Genomic DNA, 17,349 nt, shown 5'->3' with positions numbered 1-17,349 from the left:
GGATGATTGAATTAGTAAAAGTCTTAACTGTTATTTTAAGGGCAGCTCTTAGCGAAACCTACTATGACAAAAACAGAAAAGAAAAAGTAATCTATCCTTACGCAACCTTTGACTTAGATAGCGAGTATATAGAAAGAAATCAAGAGGGTTTTTATTTAGACATAGATATTTTTGATTTGAATTCTAGTTACCTTAAACTTTTTGAAGTGGAAAATAACTTTAAAGATACATTAATTTACAAACGAGAATTAACAGAAGAATTTAACTTGATTTTCAGTTTTCAAGGTTCTAATAAAGTGCCTATGAATGATGAAGATTTAAAACGTAGAACGTTAAGGTTTTACGTAAAAATAGACTGGAGGACGAAAGAATATGGCATTGCCTAAAACAGGTTATACAAAAACAAGTTCAGAAAATTTTATTATTGATGCTGCAACCATTTTTACTGATTTTAAATATGATGCAACAGGCGGTTTCACAGGCACTCCACTAGGGGCTACGTCAGGAGGGGTTACGGTTAGTATTGAACAGACTTATCGTAAACCAGAAGTTGACGGAGCATACGTGATGGACGTTGTCGGGTTACAAGTTATGGAGTCAGCAGTAGCGACAGTGACTGCTAACTTGAAAGAGTTAACTGCAGAGAACCTGCGTAGAAGCTTGAACGGAACGATTGAAGATGCAGCGACAGGAGAAGCGCCTAAAGGTTACAAAGTAATCAAAACTAAACGTTATGTAGAAGAAGCGGACTACATTCCATCTGTAGCAGTCGTGGGGATCCATAACGGAACTAAACAACCAGTTATTTTTAAATTAGATAATGGGTTAGTTACAAGTCCGTTAGAGGTAGCGACAGAGGACAATAATGAAGCAGTTGTAGAACAAACAATCACAGCTCATGCAAGCTATGATCAATTAGCTGCTGACGAATTCCCATGGGCTATCTATTTTCCAGGAGAAGTACAACCAGCAACTAGAATGGCTACGCAAGATACAAGTACAAAAGAGGTGAGTAAATAATGGCTCTAGAAATGCGTGAATTAAAAGGTGATGACGTTTTTTCTCTATTAAGCATTGTAGGAAAGTTAGACATCAAAGATGAGTTTGTAAAAATGTTTGAGTCTAGTGTTGAGGACGCTATTAAATCAGTACCAACAGACAAAAAGAAGAAAGAACCAACAAGAAAAGAAAGAGAAGAAGCAGAGTTAAAAGCTCAAAAAAGAGGTATGAACGCAGTAGCTCTTATCCTTCAAAAGGTTTTGCTAAATATCAATCTTGTTAAATCAGATATTAATGAGTTGTTAGCAGAATTGACAGGTAAAAAAGTATCTGAGATTAAAGAGATAGGCTTGAAAGAATATACATCATTATTAGTAGCATTCTTCAAAAAGCCAGAATTAGCCGATTTTTTCTCATCTATCGCTTCCTTGCTCAAGTAAAGGATGGCGAATTATGGCTTAAAGACTTGTTGTGGAAACGATACGCTAATCCGTTAGAACTTTTAAAAACTTATAGTTTAGAAGCCACAGCGGATTTTTTATTTTATCTGATGGATAAAGATAAAGAGGAACTATTGTGGGATATGTGGGTTCACACTTCTATGGAAAAATCGTTTAAAGAATTCAAAAAGATGCAAAACGTTCAATCTTTACGTAAAAAACAGAAAACGTCTATAGTAACTGACGAACAAGAGAAAGAATTACTTAAATTTGCGTCGCAATTTGTGAACATAAACCAGCAAAAAAAGGAGGATGACTAGATGGGTGAAGTATTTAAATTGTTTGGAACAATTGGCGTAGACAACAGCAAAGCAAATAGAGCTTTAGATGAAGTCAGTCGTAAAGCTCAAAAATTAGGCACCTCCTTACAAACTGTTGGAAAGTCTATGGTAAACACAGGGAAGGTTATGTCTACGGCTATCTCTTTACCAGTTGCCGCCGCAGTAGCTTCTAGTATCAAGTCGTTTGCTAATTTAGAACAAGCTATTGGTGGAGTTGAAACTTTATTCAAGAGCTCTGCAGGAGCTGTTATAAAGAATTCAGAGTCTGCTTATAGACGTGCTGGTGTTTCGGGAACGGAATACATGGAACAGGTCACTAGTTTTAGTGCAACTTTACTTCAAGGATTAGGTGGAGACACTGAAAAAGCGGCCAAAATAGCTGATATAGCTATGGTTGATATGTCAGATAACGCAAATAAGTTTGGTACTAATATAGGCTCAGTTCAAGATGCCTATCAAGGGTTTGCTAAACAGAACTATACAATGTTAGACAACTTAAAACTTGGTTACGGTGGTACTGCTGGTGAAATGGCACGCTTAATAAATGATTCAGGAGTTCTAGGCGATACAATGGTTGCTACTGCTGATAACGTTAACGATATTGATTTTCATACCATGATTGAAGCGATACATAAGGTTCAAGATGAAATGGGGATCACTGGAACAACTTCTAAAGAAGCGGAAGAAACGGTATCAGGTTCTTTTGGAATGATGAAAGCTAGTTTACAAGATTTGTCTGCAGGCTTCGGACAAGAAAATGCGAATATGGAGTCGTTGATGGCCAACTTTAAAAGCTCGGTTGAAGCTTTTGTTGGGAATATAAAACGAGTTCTAGGCAACATGTGGGATAACCTGCCTTTAGCTGAATGGCAAAAATGGGTAGGTGTAGTAATAGTAGCAGCAGGGCCGATGCTTCTTGTTTTTGGAACTATCATTACTAAAGTGGGCGCTGTAGCTTTAGCAGTTGGAAAAGCTGGTTCTGTTATGGGAGGCCTAGCTTCTCTTTTTCCAGGTTTAACAGCTGGTTTAGGTCTTGTTAAAAGTGGTTTTGCTTTATTGATGGGGCCAGTTGGACTGGTAATCGGTATAATAACTGCTCTTATTGGTGTTTTTGTTTATCTGTATAAAACGAATGAAGATTTTAGAAATAAAGTCAACGAAGTTTGGGGACAGATAAAAGAATTTATAAATAGCGCAGTGCAAGAGATATCTAGTTTTGTACAAGAAATTTTTGGTTCATTAGTATCTTGGTGGTCAGAAAATAATGAACTAATCAAACAAACAGCTGAAACAGTCTGGAATGGAATATTGGCTATTGTAAGTACAGTTATGTCTGTTTTAAGCCCTCTTTTAACGACAGCGTGGGAAGCTATTAAAACAGTTGTTACCTTAGTTTGGGAAAACATCAAAACAGTAATCAGTACTGCTTTAGACGTTATTTTGAATGTTATTAAAGCTGTCATGCTTCTGATAAATGGAGATTGGACTGCAGCGTGGGAACTGATTAAAGAAAGCCTCTCTTTAATCTGGGAAGCTATTAAAGTGTTGATTGAAAACTATTTATTAATCATACAGCAAGTCCTTACAGTTGCTTGGGAAGCTATTAAATTAGCAATGGAACTAGCTTGGGAAGGTATCAAGTTAGTTATTCAAACAGCTATTGATTTAATAGTTGTAGTGATATCAACAGCTTGGGAAGTTATAAAGTTGGCGACGTCTTTAGCCTGGGAAGGTATCAAGTTAGCGATATCTTTAGTATGGGAAGGTATTAAAGTTATTGTACAAACCGCTATTAATATTGTTAAGGCAATTGTAACAACAGGGTGGAATGTAATTAAAACAGTAACGTCTACAGTGTTTAATGCTATAAAATCTGTTGTTACTACCGTTTGGAATGGCATAAAAGCAGTAATACAAACAGTTGTTAATGTCATAAATAGTGTTGTAACAGCCGCATGGAATGCTATTAAGAGTGTAACCTCAAGCGTTTTTAACGCAGTTAGAGGAGTAGCAAGTAGTGTATGGAACGGTATTAAATCGACTATACAATCAGTTGTTAATTCAATAAAAAGTGTTGTTACTAGCGTATGGAACGGTATTAAATCAACAACGTCAAGCGTGTTTAATTCAATAAAGAGTGTTGCTACAAGCACTTGGAACGGTGTTAAAAATGCAATGATAACACCAATAGAAGCAGCAAAAAGTAAAATCAGCGGAATAGTGAATGCAATAAAAGGTTTCTTTAGTGGTATGCGTTTAAGAATTCCTAAGATTTCAATGCCACCGTTACCTCATTTCAGTTTGAGTGGATCGTTTAGTTTAAAACCGCCATCAGTACCTAAGTTAAGTGTTTCTTGGTACAAAGACGGAGGTATTATGCAAGATCCAACTATGTTTGGAATGAATGGTAACAGCATGATGGTAGGTGGAGAAGCAGGGCCAGAAGCAATTCTACCGTTAAATCCTAAAACTTTAGGTGGTATCGGATTAGGTATTGCTAAAGAGATGGAACATGGCCAAGACGCAGTGGTTTCTAAATTAGATCAATTAATAAGAATTATTGAAAGCCAACAAACGCAGATTAATAACTTGAAAGTTGTTATGGACAGTGGTGCATTAGTTGGTTCGATCAGTAGTCAAATGAACCGAGCGTTAGGGCAAGCAGAACGATATGACAGAAGGGGGCGATAGTCTATGAGACAGGTAAAAATAGGCAGCAAGTGGACTTTTACTGATTATGGACTATTGCTTAGTCCTAATTCATCTGTAGGAGAAGCGAAACCTAAAACACATTACATCGACATACCGTTTGGAGATGGATTTATAGATTTAACCGAGTCTTTAACTGGAGAAGTTTCCTATGATAAACGTGAGGTAGACTTTTCTCTTGTGTTGCCAGCTGATAGCGGTAGATGGGACGAAATAAGGAAAGAGTTAGTTAATAATCATCATGGCAGAAAGCAAGAAATAATCATGCCGCAATATCCAAAATATAGATTTATAGGTCGTTTGAGTATAGGGACAATAGATGAAGATAAAGCAGTGGCGATTATTCCAATAAGTGCTATTTGTGAACCTTACATGCTTAAGAAAGACAAAACAATAGTGAATAAAGTTGTTCCTTCAGGTGGAACATTAACAACTACTTTATCGAATGAACGAATGGCCACAGTGCCGACTTTCACAGTAAATAACACTGTTCAAATTGTATTCAACAACAAGACTTATAATCACGGTGCTGGAACGTTTAGAAATGCAGGAGTTGTGTTGCTTCAGGGGGATAACAACCTTGTTATCAAAGCGCAAGCAGGAACGACTGTAAAAATTGAGTACCAGGAAGGAGCTTTATAATGTATTTCGTTAAATTGGACGGTCAGACGTTTTATGATCCCAGAATAGAAGAATACGAGATATTCGATTCTAAATTAAAGCTAGAAGTAAATAAGGCTGGTGCTCTTGATTTTACAGTATATCCAACACACCCACTGTTTGCTCGTATCAAGAAACTAAAAAGTATAGTAGAAGTTTATCAAGACGAAGTCCTTTTATTTAGAGGGCGTGTGCTTGATGACGAACTAGAATTTGATAGAGCTAAAACAGTTATATGTGAAGGTGAACTTGCTTATTTAAACGATACAGTGTTAAGACCTTATGAGTTTTCAGGGGGAGTCAGAGAATACCTAGAATTATTAGTAGAACAACATAACTCACAAGTGCCAGTAGAAAAACAATTCAGGGTAGGGACTGTAACTGTTAAAGATCCAAATGATTATATCGTGCGTTCGGACAAAACGTATCCTCAAACTTGGGACGTTGTAGAAAGTAAGCTCATCAAGTCGTTAGGTGGCTATTTAATTGTACGTAGAGAAAATGGTGTTAACTATCTAGATTATCTTGAGGATAGCAACGAGAAAAGTCTTCAAAAAATTGAACTAGGTCAAAATTTACTCGACTTAGCAACTAGATCAAGTGCAACAGAGTTATATACTGCAATCTTGCCGTTAGGAAAAGAAGCGGAAAGTGAAGATGGCCAAAAAGGTGCTAGGCTAACAATTGAGTCCGTGAACGATGGTAAAGACTTTATACAAGATGATGAAGCAGTAAAAAAATATGGTTTTCTTATGAAATCTGTTACTTGGAACGATGTAACGGTGGCGACTAACTTATTAAATAAAGCAAAACAAGAGCTTGCTCAACTTGTTAAATTAAGTCTAACGCTAGACTTAACAGCTATTGATTTGTCACTTGTAGACGCAACGATAGATGAGTTTAGAGTTTTTGAATATGTACAAGTCGTTAGCGTGCCACATGGTGTTGACGAACTGTTACTTGTTGAAAAACAAGAACTACATCTTACTAATCCATCACAGGATAAACTTTCTATTGGTTATCAACGTAGAACGCTAACAGAGAATCAAATTCAAACAGATAAAGCTATAAGCAATATTGATGTTATCGAAGGGCCAAAAGGAGAGCCAGGAGAACCTGGTAAAGACGGAGAACAAGGCCCTCCAGGAATACCAGGAGAAAAAGGTGCTGATGGCAAAACTCAATACACTCATATAGCTTATGCAAATAGTGCAGACGGAACTAAAGATTTTTCTTTAGATAATCCAGAAAGAAAGTATATAGGAATGTACGTTGATTTCACTCAAAAAGATTCAAATACACCTAGTGATTATGCATGGTCGTTAATCAAAGGTGCAGATGGTACGAACGGAACACCTGGAAAACCAGGAGAGGATGGTAAAACACCATACTTCCACACAGCGTGGGCGAATGGTGTGAATGGTGAAGATTTTACAACAGTTTACCCGAACGAGAATTTAATTATAACGTTAAAAAACAAAGAGTATACAGGGAGTAGGGAATTTGTTAACTCTCCCGATTGGAATATAGCTCCGATAATTGATACGCATGGTTTAGACGCTATTTTTACTTACACGTTTGAAATAATTGGGGCCAAAGATGGAACTTTCAATTTCTATTGTCAAAATGGTAGTGGAACAAAATATTCAATAGCTGGAGATATCGATAGAACTTCGGGCTTAAAATTGACAACTTCTTGGAAAAAATATGTTATAAGTACTCGACATCGTTTATCTAATAATAGTGAAAAAAAGGCATTATTAGCCTTCTATTCAAATTATGGTAGTGGAGCCATTATGAGGGTTAGGAATATGAAAATGGAGATTGGCAATATATCGAGTCCAGGTCTAGACAACAAAAGACCATCTATGCAATATATCGGTACCTATTCAGACTTCACGGAGAAAGATAGTGAGGACTATACAAAATATACCTGGTCAGCTTTCAAGGGGCGTGGGATAACAAGTATCACAGAAGAATACGCCATATCTGACTCAAAAACAGACGCTCCAACAATGGGATGGTCTGTCAGAGTGCCAGAGTGGGAAATTGGGAAGTATCTGTGGCTTAGAAGTAAGATAGTCTATTCAAGTCCAACAGAGACGGTCTACACAGAGGCAATTTGTGATACGACTTGGGAAGCTGTGAAAGACCTAGAGGAAGCAGTAGACGAGAAGCTAAATGATAAGGCTGATAACGACTACGTCACAGAAGTTGTTACAACATTAGAGACCTCTATAGAAAAAGAGTCGGACTCTATACGAACAGAAGTGAAAGAAACTTATACAGCTAAATCAGAACTTAGTGAGTATCAAGAAGAAGTATCAAGTGAGTTTGAACAGACGAAGAACTCGTTTAACTTTAATTTCAAGAACCTAGTGGAACAAATATCTACACTAGACCATGACACGCAAGTAAAGTTCCAGGAAATAGTAAAGTATATTCGTTTTGAAAACGGAAATATCATTCTTGGTCAAGTAGGGAATGAGCTTATTTTAAAGCTTCAGAACAACAAAATTCAGTTCTTACAAAGTGGAGCAGAGGTAGCATACTTTACTAACAACAAACTATACGTAACAGATGGTGAGTTTATTAACAGTTTAAGACTAGGTAGCTTTGCTTTTATTCCTCGTGATAATGGCTCGCTAGACTTTAAGAAGGTGGTGAACTAATGGCTTTAAGTGGTTCAAATACATGGGATGTACAGAAAACAAGTGGAAATTTGAAGATAAGAATGGACTGGTCAGCAACACAAAATGTTGCAAACAACTATTCTGATGTGAAAGTTAACATAACAGTCATTCGTGGAGCATATGGCTACAATACTAACTCGACAGCAGACGCCCAATCGTTATGGATTGATGGTACAAAGTATACAGCAACAAGCAATGTAGGTGGAGGTAGCAATTCATCTACGCTCATCATGTCCAGGACTAAAAGAGTTTATCACAACTCTGATGGTACTAAGTCCTTCAGTATGCAGTTTCAAAAATACTTCGGTGTTTGGTGGGGTGGATCTCTTGTAGGAACGCAGACGTTTCCAAAAGTAAATGCAACATTAAATAGGATTCCGAGAGCCAGTAGCATATCAAGTATTAGTGGTGGTACTTTAGGTAGCCCATTAACGGTCAACATAAGTAGAGCGTCTGGATCCTTTACTCACAAGGTTAAATACTATCGGACAGATGGCAAGTTAGGCCATGAAATGAATAATGTTGGTACAAGTGTTAGTTTTACGCCGTCAATCAACGACAGCAACTTACTACCTAACTCAACATCTGGCACAGCTAAGATTGTAGTAGATACATATAGTGGAAGCACAAGAGTTGGCAGCACCTCAAAAAACTTTACAGCAAGAGTTCCTAGCAGCATAGTACCAAAAATAAATTCTGTCGGTATTTCAGAAGCAACGCAAGGGTTAGCTGCTAAGTTTGGTGTGTACGTTCAAAACAAATCAAAGCTCAGTCTTTCTATTTCAGCAAGTGGATCCTACAGCAGTACGATACAAGTCCATAGGATAAAAGTTAATGGTACTAGCTACAACAAATCAAGCGCAGTTACTGACATTCTACAAACACCAGGAACTAATAAAGTGATTTTTGAAGTCGTCGATTCAAGAGGTAGAACCGACACAGTATCACGTGATATAAACGTAGTCTCGTATGATGAGCCTATCATCAACAGTCTATCTGCTACTCGTTCAAATAGTGATGGTTCTGAGAATAACGAGGGAACGTACGTCAAAATTTCTTATGACAGTTTGATAAGTCCCGTTGTAAATAAGAATAATAAAACATTTAAATTGAGGTATAAGAAGTCAGGAACTAGTGAGTGGTCTGAGACAATTTTATCAAGTAACTCATATTCTCTAAAATCGTCTTCTGTTTTACCAAACTTTCACGAGGACTACAGCTATGACATTCAATTTGTAGCAACTGATTACTTTACTACAGTTATAACACAAACTAGCATTCCATCTGGATTTACTCTCTTAAACTTTCATCCTGGTGGTCGAGGAATGGCTATAGGAGAAGTAATGGGAAGGTCTGATGGGTTAGATGTGAGAATGGAAACATTATTTAAGAGAGCTCCTACAATCAAAGCACCAACAAGCGATAAGCAAGATAATGAAGTATTAAAAATTAGGAGAGCTGATGGATCGCTGATGTCGTATTTATCGATATCTGAGAAAGAAGATACTATGAAAATTCATATGTATGATAAAGCAGGAAAATGGCGAAGTTATCATCAATTAAATGAAAATGGCGAGGTCACACTTGGTGGGGAGTTGTCAGTCTCTGGAGAAGTAAATTCTCAAACAAGGACTGCATCGGTTTCTTTTTCAACTGGTTTTAGTAATTATCATGCAGATGCAAGAACTCATCTTAGGGTAACAAGAAGTGGGCGAATTGGTTATTTACACGGTGTGATAAAAAACTCTGCTGAATTAGCAGCAGGAGCAGCAATTAACATAGGCATTGCACCTGAAGGTTTTAGACCTAATATTTATGCTAAAAATTTATGTCAGGGAACAGGAGCAAACAAGTTTGTGACTGAATTTTCACCTAGCGGAACGATAACCATACACAGGTATTCAGATTCGAATTATAAACCAATTTCAGAAGGTTCCTGGTTAAACGTTTATGTTCCTTTTATAAGTGAGTAAAGGAGAAATTAAATGATTAGTATTTATAGAAAAATAGAAGAACAAAGTGATAGTGACGCAAATTTTGAACAAGCATTTATTGAAGAAGGCGAAGAAGTACCAGAAGGGTGGACAACCAACTTAGATGAAATGCCTACGGAAGTTAAAGATCCAGAGAAAGAGCAATGGAAACAACAAAACGAGCAGCTATTACAAGAACAAAAAGAAAACAGGTTGCTATTACTTCAGATGAAAACAATGATATCTAGTTTGATGGAAGAAGTTATCAATTTACAAAGTGAACGTGTTGAGAAGCAGGATAAAGAATAAGTAAAGGTGGTAAAAATGTAGATGAGTGAACCAGTTTTGGTAGCAATAATTAGTTTGCTAGGTACAGGCTTTGGTACATTTGGCGGTATTTTAACAACTAACAAGCTAGTTAATCATAGATTAAGTGAGTTAGAGAAAAAAGTAGAAAAACATAATAATATCGTTGAACGAACATATGGACTTGAAGGTCGTATGAGAGAAGCGGAACATGACATTATGGAAATGAAAGGAAAATGATTGATATGGAAAATGTGATGGCGGCAGCAACAATAATTGTACCTGTAGTTTTAGGAGTTACGCAGGTGTATAAAACAACATTTGGAGGAAAAAAACGTCTTCCAATTATTAACTTAGCTATCGGTATGATTATTGGTGGTTTGTGGGCTGTATCTTTTACGCCAGATGAATTAGTTACTTTTATCTGGGGTGGAGCGTTGTCTGGGATGGCAGCAGGAGGTTTTTATGATTTAGGTGTTAATTTAAAAGAAATTGCAGTTTCAAAAGGGGAAGGGGACAGATAAAATGGTAGTTAAAATAGAAAAATCAATTGATTTCATGTATGAGTTACAAAGAAAAGGTATTAGATATTCAATGACTGGTGCTAGAGATGGCTCAGATGGCACAGGTGATTGTTCAGGAACCATTGTTCGTTCTTTAGAAAAAGCTGGAGCAAGTAAACCAGGATGGTTATACAATACAGATTCTATGCATGATTACTTAATTCAAAATGGCTATAAATTAATAGCTACAAATAAAAGTTGGATGGCTAAACGTGGCGACGTTGTTATTTTTGGAAAAAAAGGTGCTTCAGGAGGAGCTGCTGGCCATGTAGTAGAATTTATTAGTAATACTCAAATTATTCACTGTACATATAAAAATCCACAGATGAACGGTGTTTACGTTGATAATGAAGCCACAACATGTCCTTATTTTATGGGATGGTATGTTTACCGCAATACTAATGCAAATACAGCACCTATTACAACACTGCCTGTAACAGAACGTCCTGACAAAGTAGGATGGTATATGGAAAAAGGAACATTTCAGGTTACTATTAATGAACCTATAATGATTCGAGATAAAGCTGTTGACGGTAAAATTATCGGAAAAGTCTATAAAGGTGATAAAATTAAGTATGATCAGTTTACACATAAAGGTGGGTATGTGTGGATTAGACAACCACGAGCTGATGGAACTTATGGTTTTATTGCAACAGGTCGATCTAATGGTCAAAAGCGTTTAGATTACTGGGGAACATTTAAATAGATCAGAACGACATTATCTATATTAGGTAGTGTCGTTTTTTGTTAGTTACGTATGTTCATTTGTGATATTTTGATTGTAAAAGACTGAAAATTGACCTATTATTAAACTAGTTAAAACATACTAAAGAATAGTGAAAAATAGGTGGATAGATAAAATGGTAAATGAAAGAACAAGTACTGATCAGCTAGTTAGAAGATTTATAGAGGATTTAGGAGTTTCATACGAGGAACAAGGATCATCTAATGTGCAAATAAAAGAGGCTTTAAAGAATGCTAGTAAATCAAAGGACTCTAGAGGAGTAGGTAAGCCAGAATTTATCTTTTTTTCAGGAGATCATTTAATAATCATTGAAGATAAACTTGCAATAGATAAGCTAGAATATAAAGATGAAAATGATACAGTAGATACTGAATTTCCTTATAGGAGAGATTATGCAGTTAATGGTGCAATTCATTATGCTAAGCATATTATTAAGAAAACTAACTCTTATAAGGAAGTTATCGCAATAGGTGTAGCTGGTGATGGCTTACATTATCAAATACAGCCTTATTTTGTAACGGAAAATGAAATACAAGAATTACCCGATATGAAAAGTTTAGAGGATATATCTCCTGAGAATATTGAGGAATTTTATAATGTAGCTATCAAAGGTGAGTTACCTAAAGAAGAAAGAGAATTACGAGAAGTTAATAAAATAGCTGCAGATATGCATGAGGATTTAAGGAATTACGGACAATTAGAGGGCGAAAAGAAAGCAACTGTTGTATCAGCTATATTATTAGCACTGGAAGAACCAACATTCTCACTAGAGCAGTTAAAAGGTTCAGATAGAGAGGGCAGTGCTGATGGAGAATTGATTTTCACAGCAGTACAGCGCTTCTTACAAAATGCAGGAATTGTGCCTTATGCAAAAGTAGGTGAAATGTTAGATCAGTTCACTTTTATTCAAAGGGACGTAACGTTGAACACAGTAAATAGTAACTTAGAAATGACACCTCTGAAATACTTTGCGACTACACTAGAAGCAGAGATTATGGAAAAAATCAAAAGTAATACAGATTTTGATATTTTAGGTAATTTCTATGGTGAGTTTGTTAAGTACGGTGGTAGTGATGGTAATTCACTAGGTATTGTGTTGACACCAAGACATATAACGTCATTAATGGCTGAACTTATTCAAATAAATAAATCTGATTATGTACTGGATCCAGCATGTGGTACAGGGGCATTTTTAATAAGTGCTATGAATAGAATGTTAGATCAAGCAGAAAATGATGATGAAAGAACTGACATAAAGCAGAACCGTTTATATGGAATTGAGATTCAGCAAAAGTTATTTACTATCGCAACAACCAACATGATTCTAAGAGGAGACGGTAAGAGTAATTTAATTCGTGATAATAGTTTGACATTTGATAAGGAAGTTATGAAAGAACATGGGGTAAATAAAATTCTAATGAACCCTCCATATTCTCAAGCTAAGAACGATCAGACACAACATTTATCAGAATTAAGCTTTATTCAACATGCGTTGGATATGTTAGTGGTTGGTGGCCAACTATGTGTAATAGTGCCTCAATCAACAATGGTTGGTAAAAACCGTCATGATAAAGCAAGGAAGAAACAAATTTTAGAAAGTCATACTTTAGAGTCAGTGATAACATTAAACACCGAAACATTTCACGGTGTAGGTACTAATCCTTGTATTGCGGTGTTTACAGCAGGTGTGTCACATCCAGAAAATAAACGTGTATCTTTTATTAATTTTGAGGATGATGGATATGTTGTTAGAAAGCATATCGGTTTAGTTGGAGATGGAACTGAAAAAGGAAAGCGTGAGCATCTACTCAATGTTTATAGAGATAACGAAGATGATAACAGTGCGTTTATTGTTAAAACGACAATAGATGATACCGATGAATGGTTGCACAGTTTCTATTATTTTAATGATGATGTGCCTACAGAGGAGGACTTCGAAAAAGTTATTGCTGATTACATGGCTTTCAAGTATGACATGCAAATTCATGGGAAAAGTTATTTATTTGAAGGTGATACTAATGAATAGAAAATTTGAACAAATTGATTGGGAATTTTTTTCTTTAGATGAAATATTTACGACTATTCAGAGAGGTAAAAGATTAACAAAAAAAAATCAAATAAAAGGTGATATCCCATATATTAGCTCTACCAAATATAATAATGGAGTAGATGGCTTTATTGGAAATGAAGAAAATGTTCGTAAATATTCTAATTGTTTAACTATTGCTAATAGTGGAAGTGTAGGGAATATTTTTTATCATGATTATGAATTTATTGCTTCAGATCACGTTACAGCACTAGTAAATGAAGAATTAGTTAAAGAGCATTACATGTTCTTGATTGCTTCAATATCTATGATTGGAGAAAAGTATTCTTTTAATAGAGAAATATCCGATGACAGAATAAAACGGGAAAAAATTAAGTTGCCAGCAGTTAGTCCTGACGAACCTGATTGGGAATTTATGAAGGAGTACATTGAATCCAAGCAAGAAATAATCAGCGATTTACCACCTCAAGTTAATCTAAATGTTGTATCAGATGAAAGAAAATTGTCAGATGTAACTTGGGATACAATAAAAATTAGTGATCTTTTTGAAATAGACAAGACGGTGACACAAGTGAATGATAAGGAATTATTACCTTATATATCTGCAAAGAAAATGAGAAATGGTTTAAAAGAGTTTAGTAATGATTTTACAAATGCAAAAGCAGGCAATACAATAACATGGAATAAAATTGGTGATGGGGGAGCAGGGCTAGCTTATTATCAGGAAACTCCATATGTCGTTGATAGCATCAACGTTATGGTATTGAAACCTTTATTTAACATGAATAGATACAGTGGGCTATTTATAGTAGGTATACTTTCTCAATATCATGGAATTTTTGGACATGGTTATACATTAACGGATAAAAGATTTTCAATGTTAAAGATAAAAATTCCAATTATTGAGGAGACAGGAAGAATAGACCTTGAATTTATGGAGCAATATATGAAGAAGAAGGAAAATGAAGTGTTAGAAAAACATTAAAAAAAAGAAGCGGACGAATAAAAAACCGCTTCTTTTTTGATATATTTGGTTACCTATATTGAAATGCTGATTGTGTTATTAGTTATTGCTGTTTTGATTATTTTGTTTGTACCAAATTTGACGAAACAACAAGCCGGTATTAACAAACAAGGAGATGAAGCGCTAGGTAAGGTCATCCAAACGCAAACTGAAATGTACTATTTAGATCATTCTGAACGACCAAAAGATTTAGATGAATTAGTTCAGGGAGGATATATTTCAAAAGAACAAAAAGACAAAGCCGAGAAAATAGGCATTGTGGTTGAATGATGAAGGTTTTACATTCTGGGAATGTTTATGTGTGTTACTTGTTATTAGTATTTTAGCTATCATGCCAATTTTAAAAATAGAGAAGTGGCGGGAAAAACAAACTGCTGCTTCTCAACTCATTTTGTTTGAACGATTATATGAAAGAAGTCAGCATAGTGCCGTTGTTGAACAAGAACAGAGCAAAGTTAAAGCAATAAGCTCCTCACAGTGTCTCTTCTTTAGTTACACCTTTAAGGGAGAAAAAATAGAAGAGAAGATTGAAATAAACAGGCCTTTATATATTCAAAAAGACAGTGAAGTAACGCTACAGAGTGGATCAGCTAGTCCAAGTGTTTTAGAAACCTTTGAGTTTTATGATGACTCAACTCAAACGAGCATTCGATATGTGGTTCAGTTAGGTAGTAGTAAGGTGTTTAAATATGTTGAGAAAAAATGATGGGTATTTATTATTAGAAAGTCTTTTAGCTATGCTTGCCTTAACAGTGGGAATCCTTTTTATGTGTGAAACCTTCGTTTTTATCAGATATGAACAGGAGAAAAGTCAGCATGATTTAGAGCTAGCGATTTTTGCCAAAGAATGGCAGTATGCTACCACACAAAAAGATAAGGAAGCCTTACGCAAAAAAGCAGAAAAAGAAAAGATAGTGATAATTGATGGGAGTGATCAACAGATTGTTTTAAAGAAAAATGGTCGCGTGTTAGATATCAGCAGAGATGGCTGACATCACAAAGTGGTTTTACACTGTTTGAGTGTCTTGTGGCACTTAGTTTAACGATGGGATTATTATTATTTGTGACACCATTTATCAAGCAGGTCAATGGCATATGGCAAGTACAAAAAGACGCATCTTATCTGGAAATACAGATTGGAAAACAACAATTAGAGTATGAAATAAAAGAACTGACACTTGTTGAGGTACAACCTAGTCAATTGATTTACAAAAAAATAGGTGCAGATAAAGAGGATAAAATCATTTTTGACTTATACAAAGACACATTGAGGAAGCAACCTGGATTTCACCCAATTATTGTAGGTCTTAAAACAGCGAACTTTATTGAGCACGACCGTATGATTGAGATGAATTTAGAAACAGAAAAAGGGGAGAGATATGTCTACTTTTTACAAAAATAATGAAGGAGGGATAGCGATCCCTTTTTTGTGTTTATTGGCACTTTTTACGATTAGCACCTTATATTTTATTGATGATTACAAGCAAAAGCAGTTGTTGATGAAGCAAGCAACAGACTCTTATTTAGCAGATATACTTGAAGAAAAATCTCAAGCAGATATTTTAATAATGGAAAATAATGAAACGAAAATTGTTAATTATTCTGTGGGGCAAGTGACACTTGAGAAAAGTAGATTTGGTAGTTTGGTGAAATTAAAAATAGAACTTCACAGTGGTTTTAAACGACATGTTTTTGTAAATAATTAGTAAAGGCTATCATCAGACGAAAAAAAACCCTATCTTTTTCAGTTTGAATGCCTTGAAATATCTAAATTCTTTCGATAGAATAGGAAAGTAAGAGATTTGTGAATAAGACAAGGAAGAGGTGACACATTTGTCTCAAACGAATGTTGAGATAGGCTTTCAAGATTTGAATGAATCTGTGAAATTGCTACAGAAGACATTGGACACGTCTTTTTTTGATGCCTATGTTGAAAACGGTGAAAACTTATTGGATGGTGGCAGTGTTCGTGTGATTGATAACGTACCAAGTCAGTCTGAGGTGACACAACTTGAAACATATTACCAAGAATTATTAAATATGGACTTGTCAGTTGAAGAAAAACGAAAAATCACCCAGTTAACATTACTTAGTGGCTTAAAGGTGGAACCACTTCAAGCAAATCATCAACTAACACCAGATAGTATTGGTTTTTTATTTGTTTATATGATTGAACAACTAACCAAACATGAAAAAAACAATATGGTTGTTGGGGACTTGTCAGTTGGTATGGGTAATTTACTCTATACAATTTTGAGTAATTTGGATTTAGCTGGTTACAAAGATATTCGAGGCGTTGGCGTTGATGCTGATGACTTGCTATTACAAGTAGCTGCAGTAAACAAGAATTGGTTAGGATTAGAGGTTGAATTATTTCACCAAGATTCTTTAGAGCCACTTTTTATCGAACCACTTGATGTGGCAATAGCTGATTTACCGATAGGGTATTATCCTAAAGACGAAGTAGCAAAAGACTTCATGACATCTTTTCCTACTGAACATAGTTATGCTCATCATTTAATCATGGAACAAAGCATGCGATATGTTAAAGAAGGAGGATTTGGTTTATTTTTATTACCAAATAACTTTTTGGAAACAGAGCAAGCAGATGTCCTAAAAAAATGGTTAGTGGAAGAAGTTTACTTACAAGGCATATTACAATTACCAAAAACTCTTTTTAGTCAAAAAGGTTTAGGAAAATCAATCGTCCTGGTTCAAAATAAAGGTGGAGAATCCTCGCAATCAAAAGAAGTATTGCTTGCAGAATTGCCATCTTTGAAAGAAAATCAAAGTGTATTAAATTTTGTCAATCAATTTCGTCAATGGTGCGAATCGAATATAAAATAGAG

The 17,349-nt window shown here is 35.5% G+C and carries 20 protein-coding genes; all 20 read left to right on the top strand.

Features of this window, described 5'->3' with window-relative positions; genetic code table 11:
- Window positions 1-2 precede the first annotated feature (2 nt).
- The 20 genes from DW196_RS04865 to DW196_RS04770 all read left to right on the top strand — a co-directional run bounded on the left by DW196_RS04865 (window position 3) and on the right by DW196_RS04770 (window position 17,347).
- Complete coding sequence (locus DW196_RS04865) at window positions 3-386, top strand: hypothetical protein (protein ID WP_118250441.1); 384 nt, start codon at window positions 3-5, stop codon at window positions 384-386.
- Entirely contained in the window at window positions 373-1,020 is a 648-nt protein-coding gene (locus DW196_RS04860; RefSeq protein ID WP_233541916.1) for a hypothetical protein, read from the top strand. The genes DW196_RS04865 and DW196_RS04860 overlap by 14 nt, the downstream gene beginning before the upstream one ends.
- Window positions 1,020-1,439 carry a hypothetical protein gene (locus tag DW196_RS04855; protein ID WP_118250440.1) on the top strand — a complete coding sequence of 140 codons (420 nt, stop codon included), beginning with the start codon at window positions 1,020-1,022 and terminating at the stop codon, window positions 1,437-1,439. Before DW196_RS04860 ends, DW196_RS04855 begins: the two co-directional genes overlap by 1 nt.
- A gap of 26 nt (window positions 1,440-1,465) precedes the next feature.
- Entirely contained in the window at window positions 1,466-1,759 is a 294-nt protein-coding gene (locus tag DW196_RS04850; RefSeq protein ID WP_147408669.1) for a peptide methionine sulfoxide reductase, read from the top strand.
- 126 nt (window positions 1,760-1,885) lie between these two features.
- The gene (locus DW196_RS04845; RefSeq protein ID WP_147408668.1) at window positions 1,886-4,471 is read left to right on the top strand and encodes a hypothetical protein; all 2,586 of its coding nucleotides are present in this window, start codon (window positions 1,886-1,888) and stop codon (window positions 4,469-4,471) included.
- Between the two features lie 3 nt (window positions 4,472-4,474).
- On the top strand, window positions 4,475-5,131 hold the full coding sequence (locus tag DW196_RS04840) for a hypothetical protein (protein WP_118250437.1): 657 nt from the start codon (window positions 4,475-4,477) through the stop codon (window positions 5,129-5,131).
- Window positions 5,131-7,821 carry a phage tail protein gene (locus DW196_RS04835; protein WP_118250436.1) on the top strand — a complete coding sequence of 897 codons (2,691 nt, stop codon included), beginning with the start codon at window positions 5,131-5,133 and terminating at the stop codon, window positions 7,819-7,821. Before DW196_RS04840 ends, DW196_RS04835 begins: the two co-directional genes overlap by 1 nt.
- Window positions 7,821-9,815 (top strand): DUF859 family phage minor structural protein, encoded by a 1,995-nt coding sequence (locus DW196_RS04830; protein WP_118250435.1) that lies wholly within the window; start codon window positions 7,821-7,823, stop codon window positions 9,813-9,815. Before DW196_RS04835 ends, DW196_RS04830 begins: the two co-directional genes overlap by 1 nt.
- 12 nt (window positions 9,816-9,827) lie before the next feature.
- Window positions 9,828-10,124, top strand: coding sequence for a hypothetical protein (locus DW196_RS04825; RefSeq protein ID WP_118250434.1), 297 nt, complete (start codon window positions 9,828-9,830; stop codon window positions 10,122-10,124).
- A gap of 21 nt (window positions 10,125-10,145) precedes the next feature.
- On the top strand, window positions 10,146-10,361 hold the full coding sequence (locus tag DW196_RS04820; protein WP_118250433.1) for a hypothetical protein: 216 nt from the start codon (window positions 10,146-10,148) through the stop codon (window positions 10,359-10,361).
- A gap of 5 nt (window positions 10,362-10,366) precedes the next feature.
- Window positions 10,367-10,645, top strand: coding sequence for a holin (locus tag DW196_RS04815; RefSeq protein WP_158563519.1), 279 nt, complete (start codon window positions 10,367-10,369; stop codon window positions 10,643-10,645).
- A gap of 1 nt (window position 10,646) precedes the next feature.
- Window positions 10,647-11,390, top strand: coding sequence for a peptidoglycan amidohydrolase family protein (locus DW196_RS04810; protein WP_118250431.1), 744 nt, complete (start codon window positions 10,647-10,649; stop codon window positions 11,388-11,390).
- 154 nt (window positions 11,391-11,544) lie between these two features.
- A complete protein-coding gene (locus tag DW196_RS04805; RefSeq protein WP_118250430.1) occupies window positions 11,545-13,455 on the top strand; it encodes a class I SAM-dependent DNA methyltransferase in 1,911 nt (636 codons plus the stop codon).
- Window positions 13,448-14,461, top strand: a complete 1,014-nt coding sequence (locus tag DW196_RS04800; RefSeq protein WP_199566560.1) for a restriction endonuclease subunit S — start codon at window positions 13,448-13,450, stop codon at window positions 14,459-14,461. Before DW196_RS04805 ends, DW196_RS04800 begins: the two co-directional genes overlap by 8 nt.
- Window positions 14,462-14,524: 63 nt before the next feature.
- Window positions 14,525-14,770, top strand: coding sequence for a competence type IV pilus major pilin ComGC (gene comGC, locus DW196_RS04795; RefSeq protein WP_079348591.1), 246 nt, complete (start codon window positions 14,525-14,527; stop codon window positions 14,768-14,770).
- Complete coding sequence (locus DW196_RS04790; protein ID WP_118250428.1) at window positions 14,763-15,206, top strand: type II secretion system protein; 444 nt, start codon at window positions 14,763-14,765, stop codon at window positions 15,204-15,206. The genes comGC and DW196_RS04790 overlap by 8 nt, the downstream gene beginning before the upstream one ends.
- Window positions 15,190-15,492 carry a hypothetical protein gene (locus tag DW196_RS04785; protein ID WP_071457555.1) on the top strand — a complete coding sequence of 101 codons (303 nt, stop codon included), beginning with the start codon at window positions 15,190-15,192 and terminating at the stop codon, window positions 15,490-15,492. Before DW196_RS04790 ends, DW196_RS04785 begins: the two co-directional genes overlap by 17 nt.
- A gap of 35 nt (window positions 15,493-15,527) precedes the next feature.
- Entirely contained in the window at window positions 15,528-15,902 is a 375-nt protein-coding gene (locus DW196_RS04780) for a ComGF family competence protein (protein ID WP_071457554.1), read from the top strand.
- Window positions 15,880-16,206, top strand: a complete 327-nt coding sequence (locus DW196_RS04775; protein ID WP_118250427.1) for a hypothetical protein — start codon at window positions 15,880-15,882, stop codon at window positions 16,204-16,206. Before DW196_RS04780 ends, DW196_RS04775 begins: the two co-directional genes overlap by 23 nt.
- A gap of 127 nt (window positions 16,207-16,333) precedes the next feature.
- Entirely contained in the window at window positions 16,334-17,347 is a 1,014-nt protein-coding gene (locus DW196_RS04770; protein WP_118250426.1) for a class I SAM-dependent methyltransferase, read from the top strand.
- Window positions 17,348-17,349 lie beyond the last annotated feature (2 nt).

This window comes from Vagococcus sp. AM17-17, assembly GCF_003471765.1.
GTDB lineage: Bacteria > Bacillota > Bacilli > Lactobacillales > Vagococcaceae > Vagococcus > Vagococcus teuberi.
This window is presented reverse-complemented; position numbering and strand designations above follow the sequence as displayed.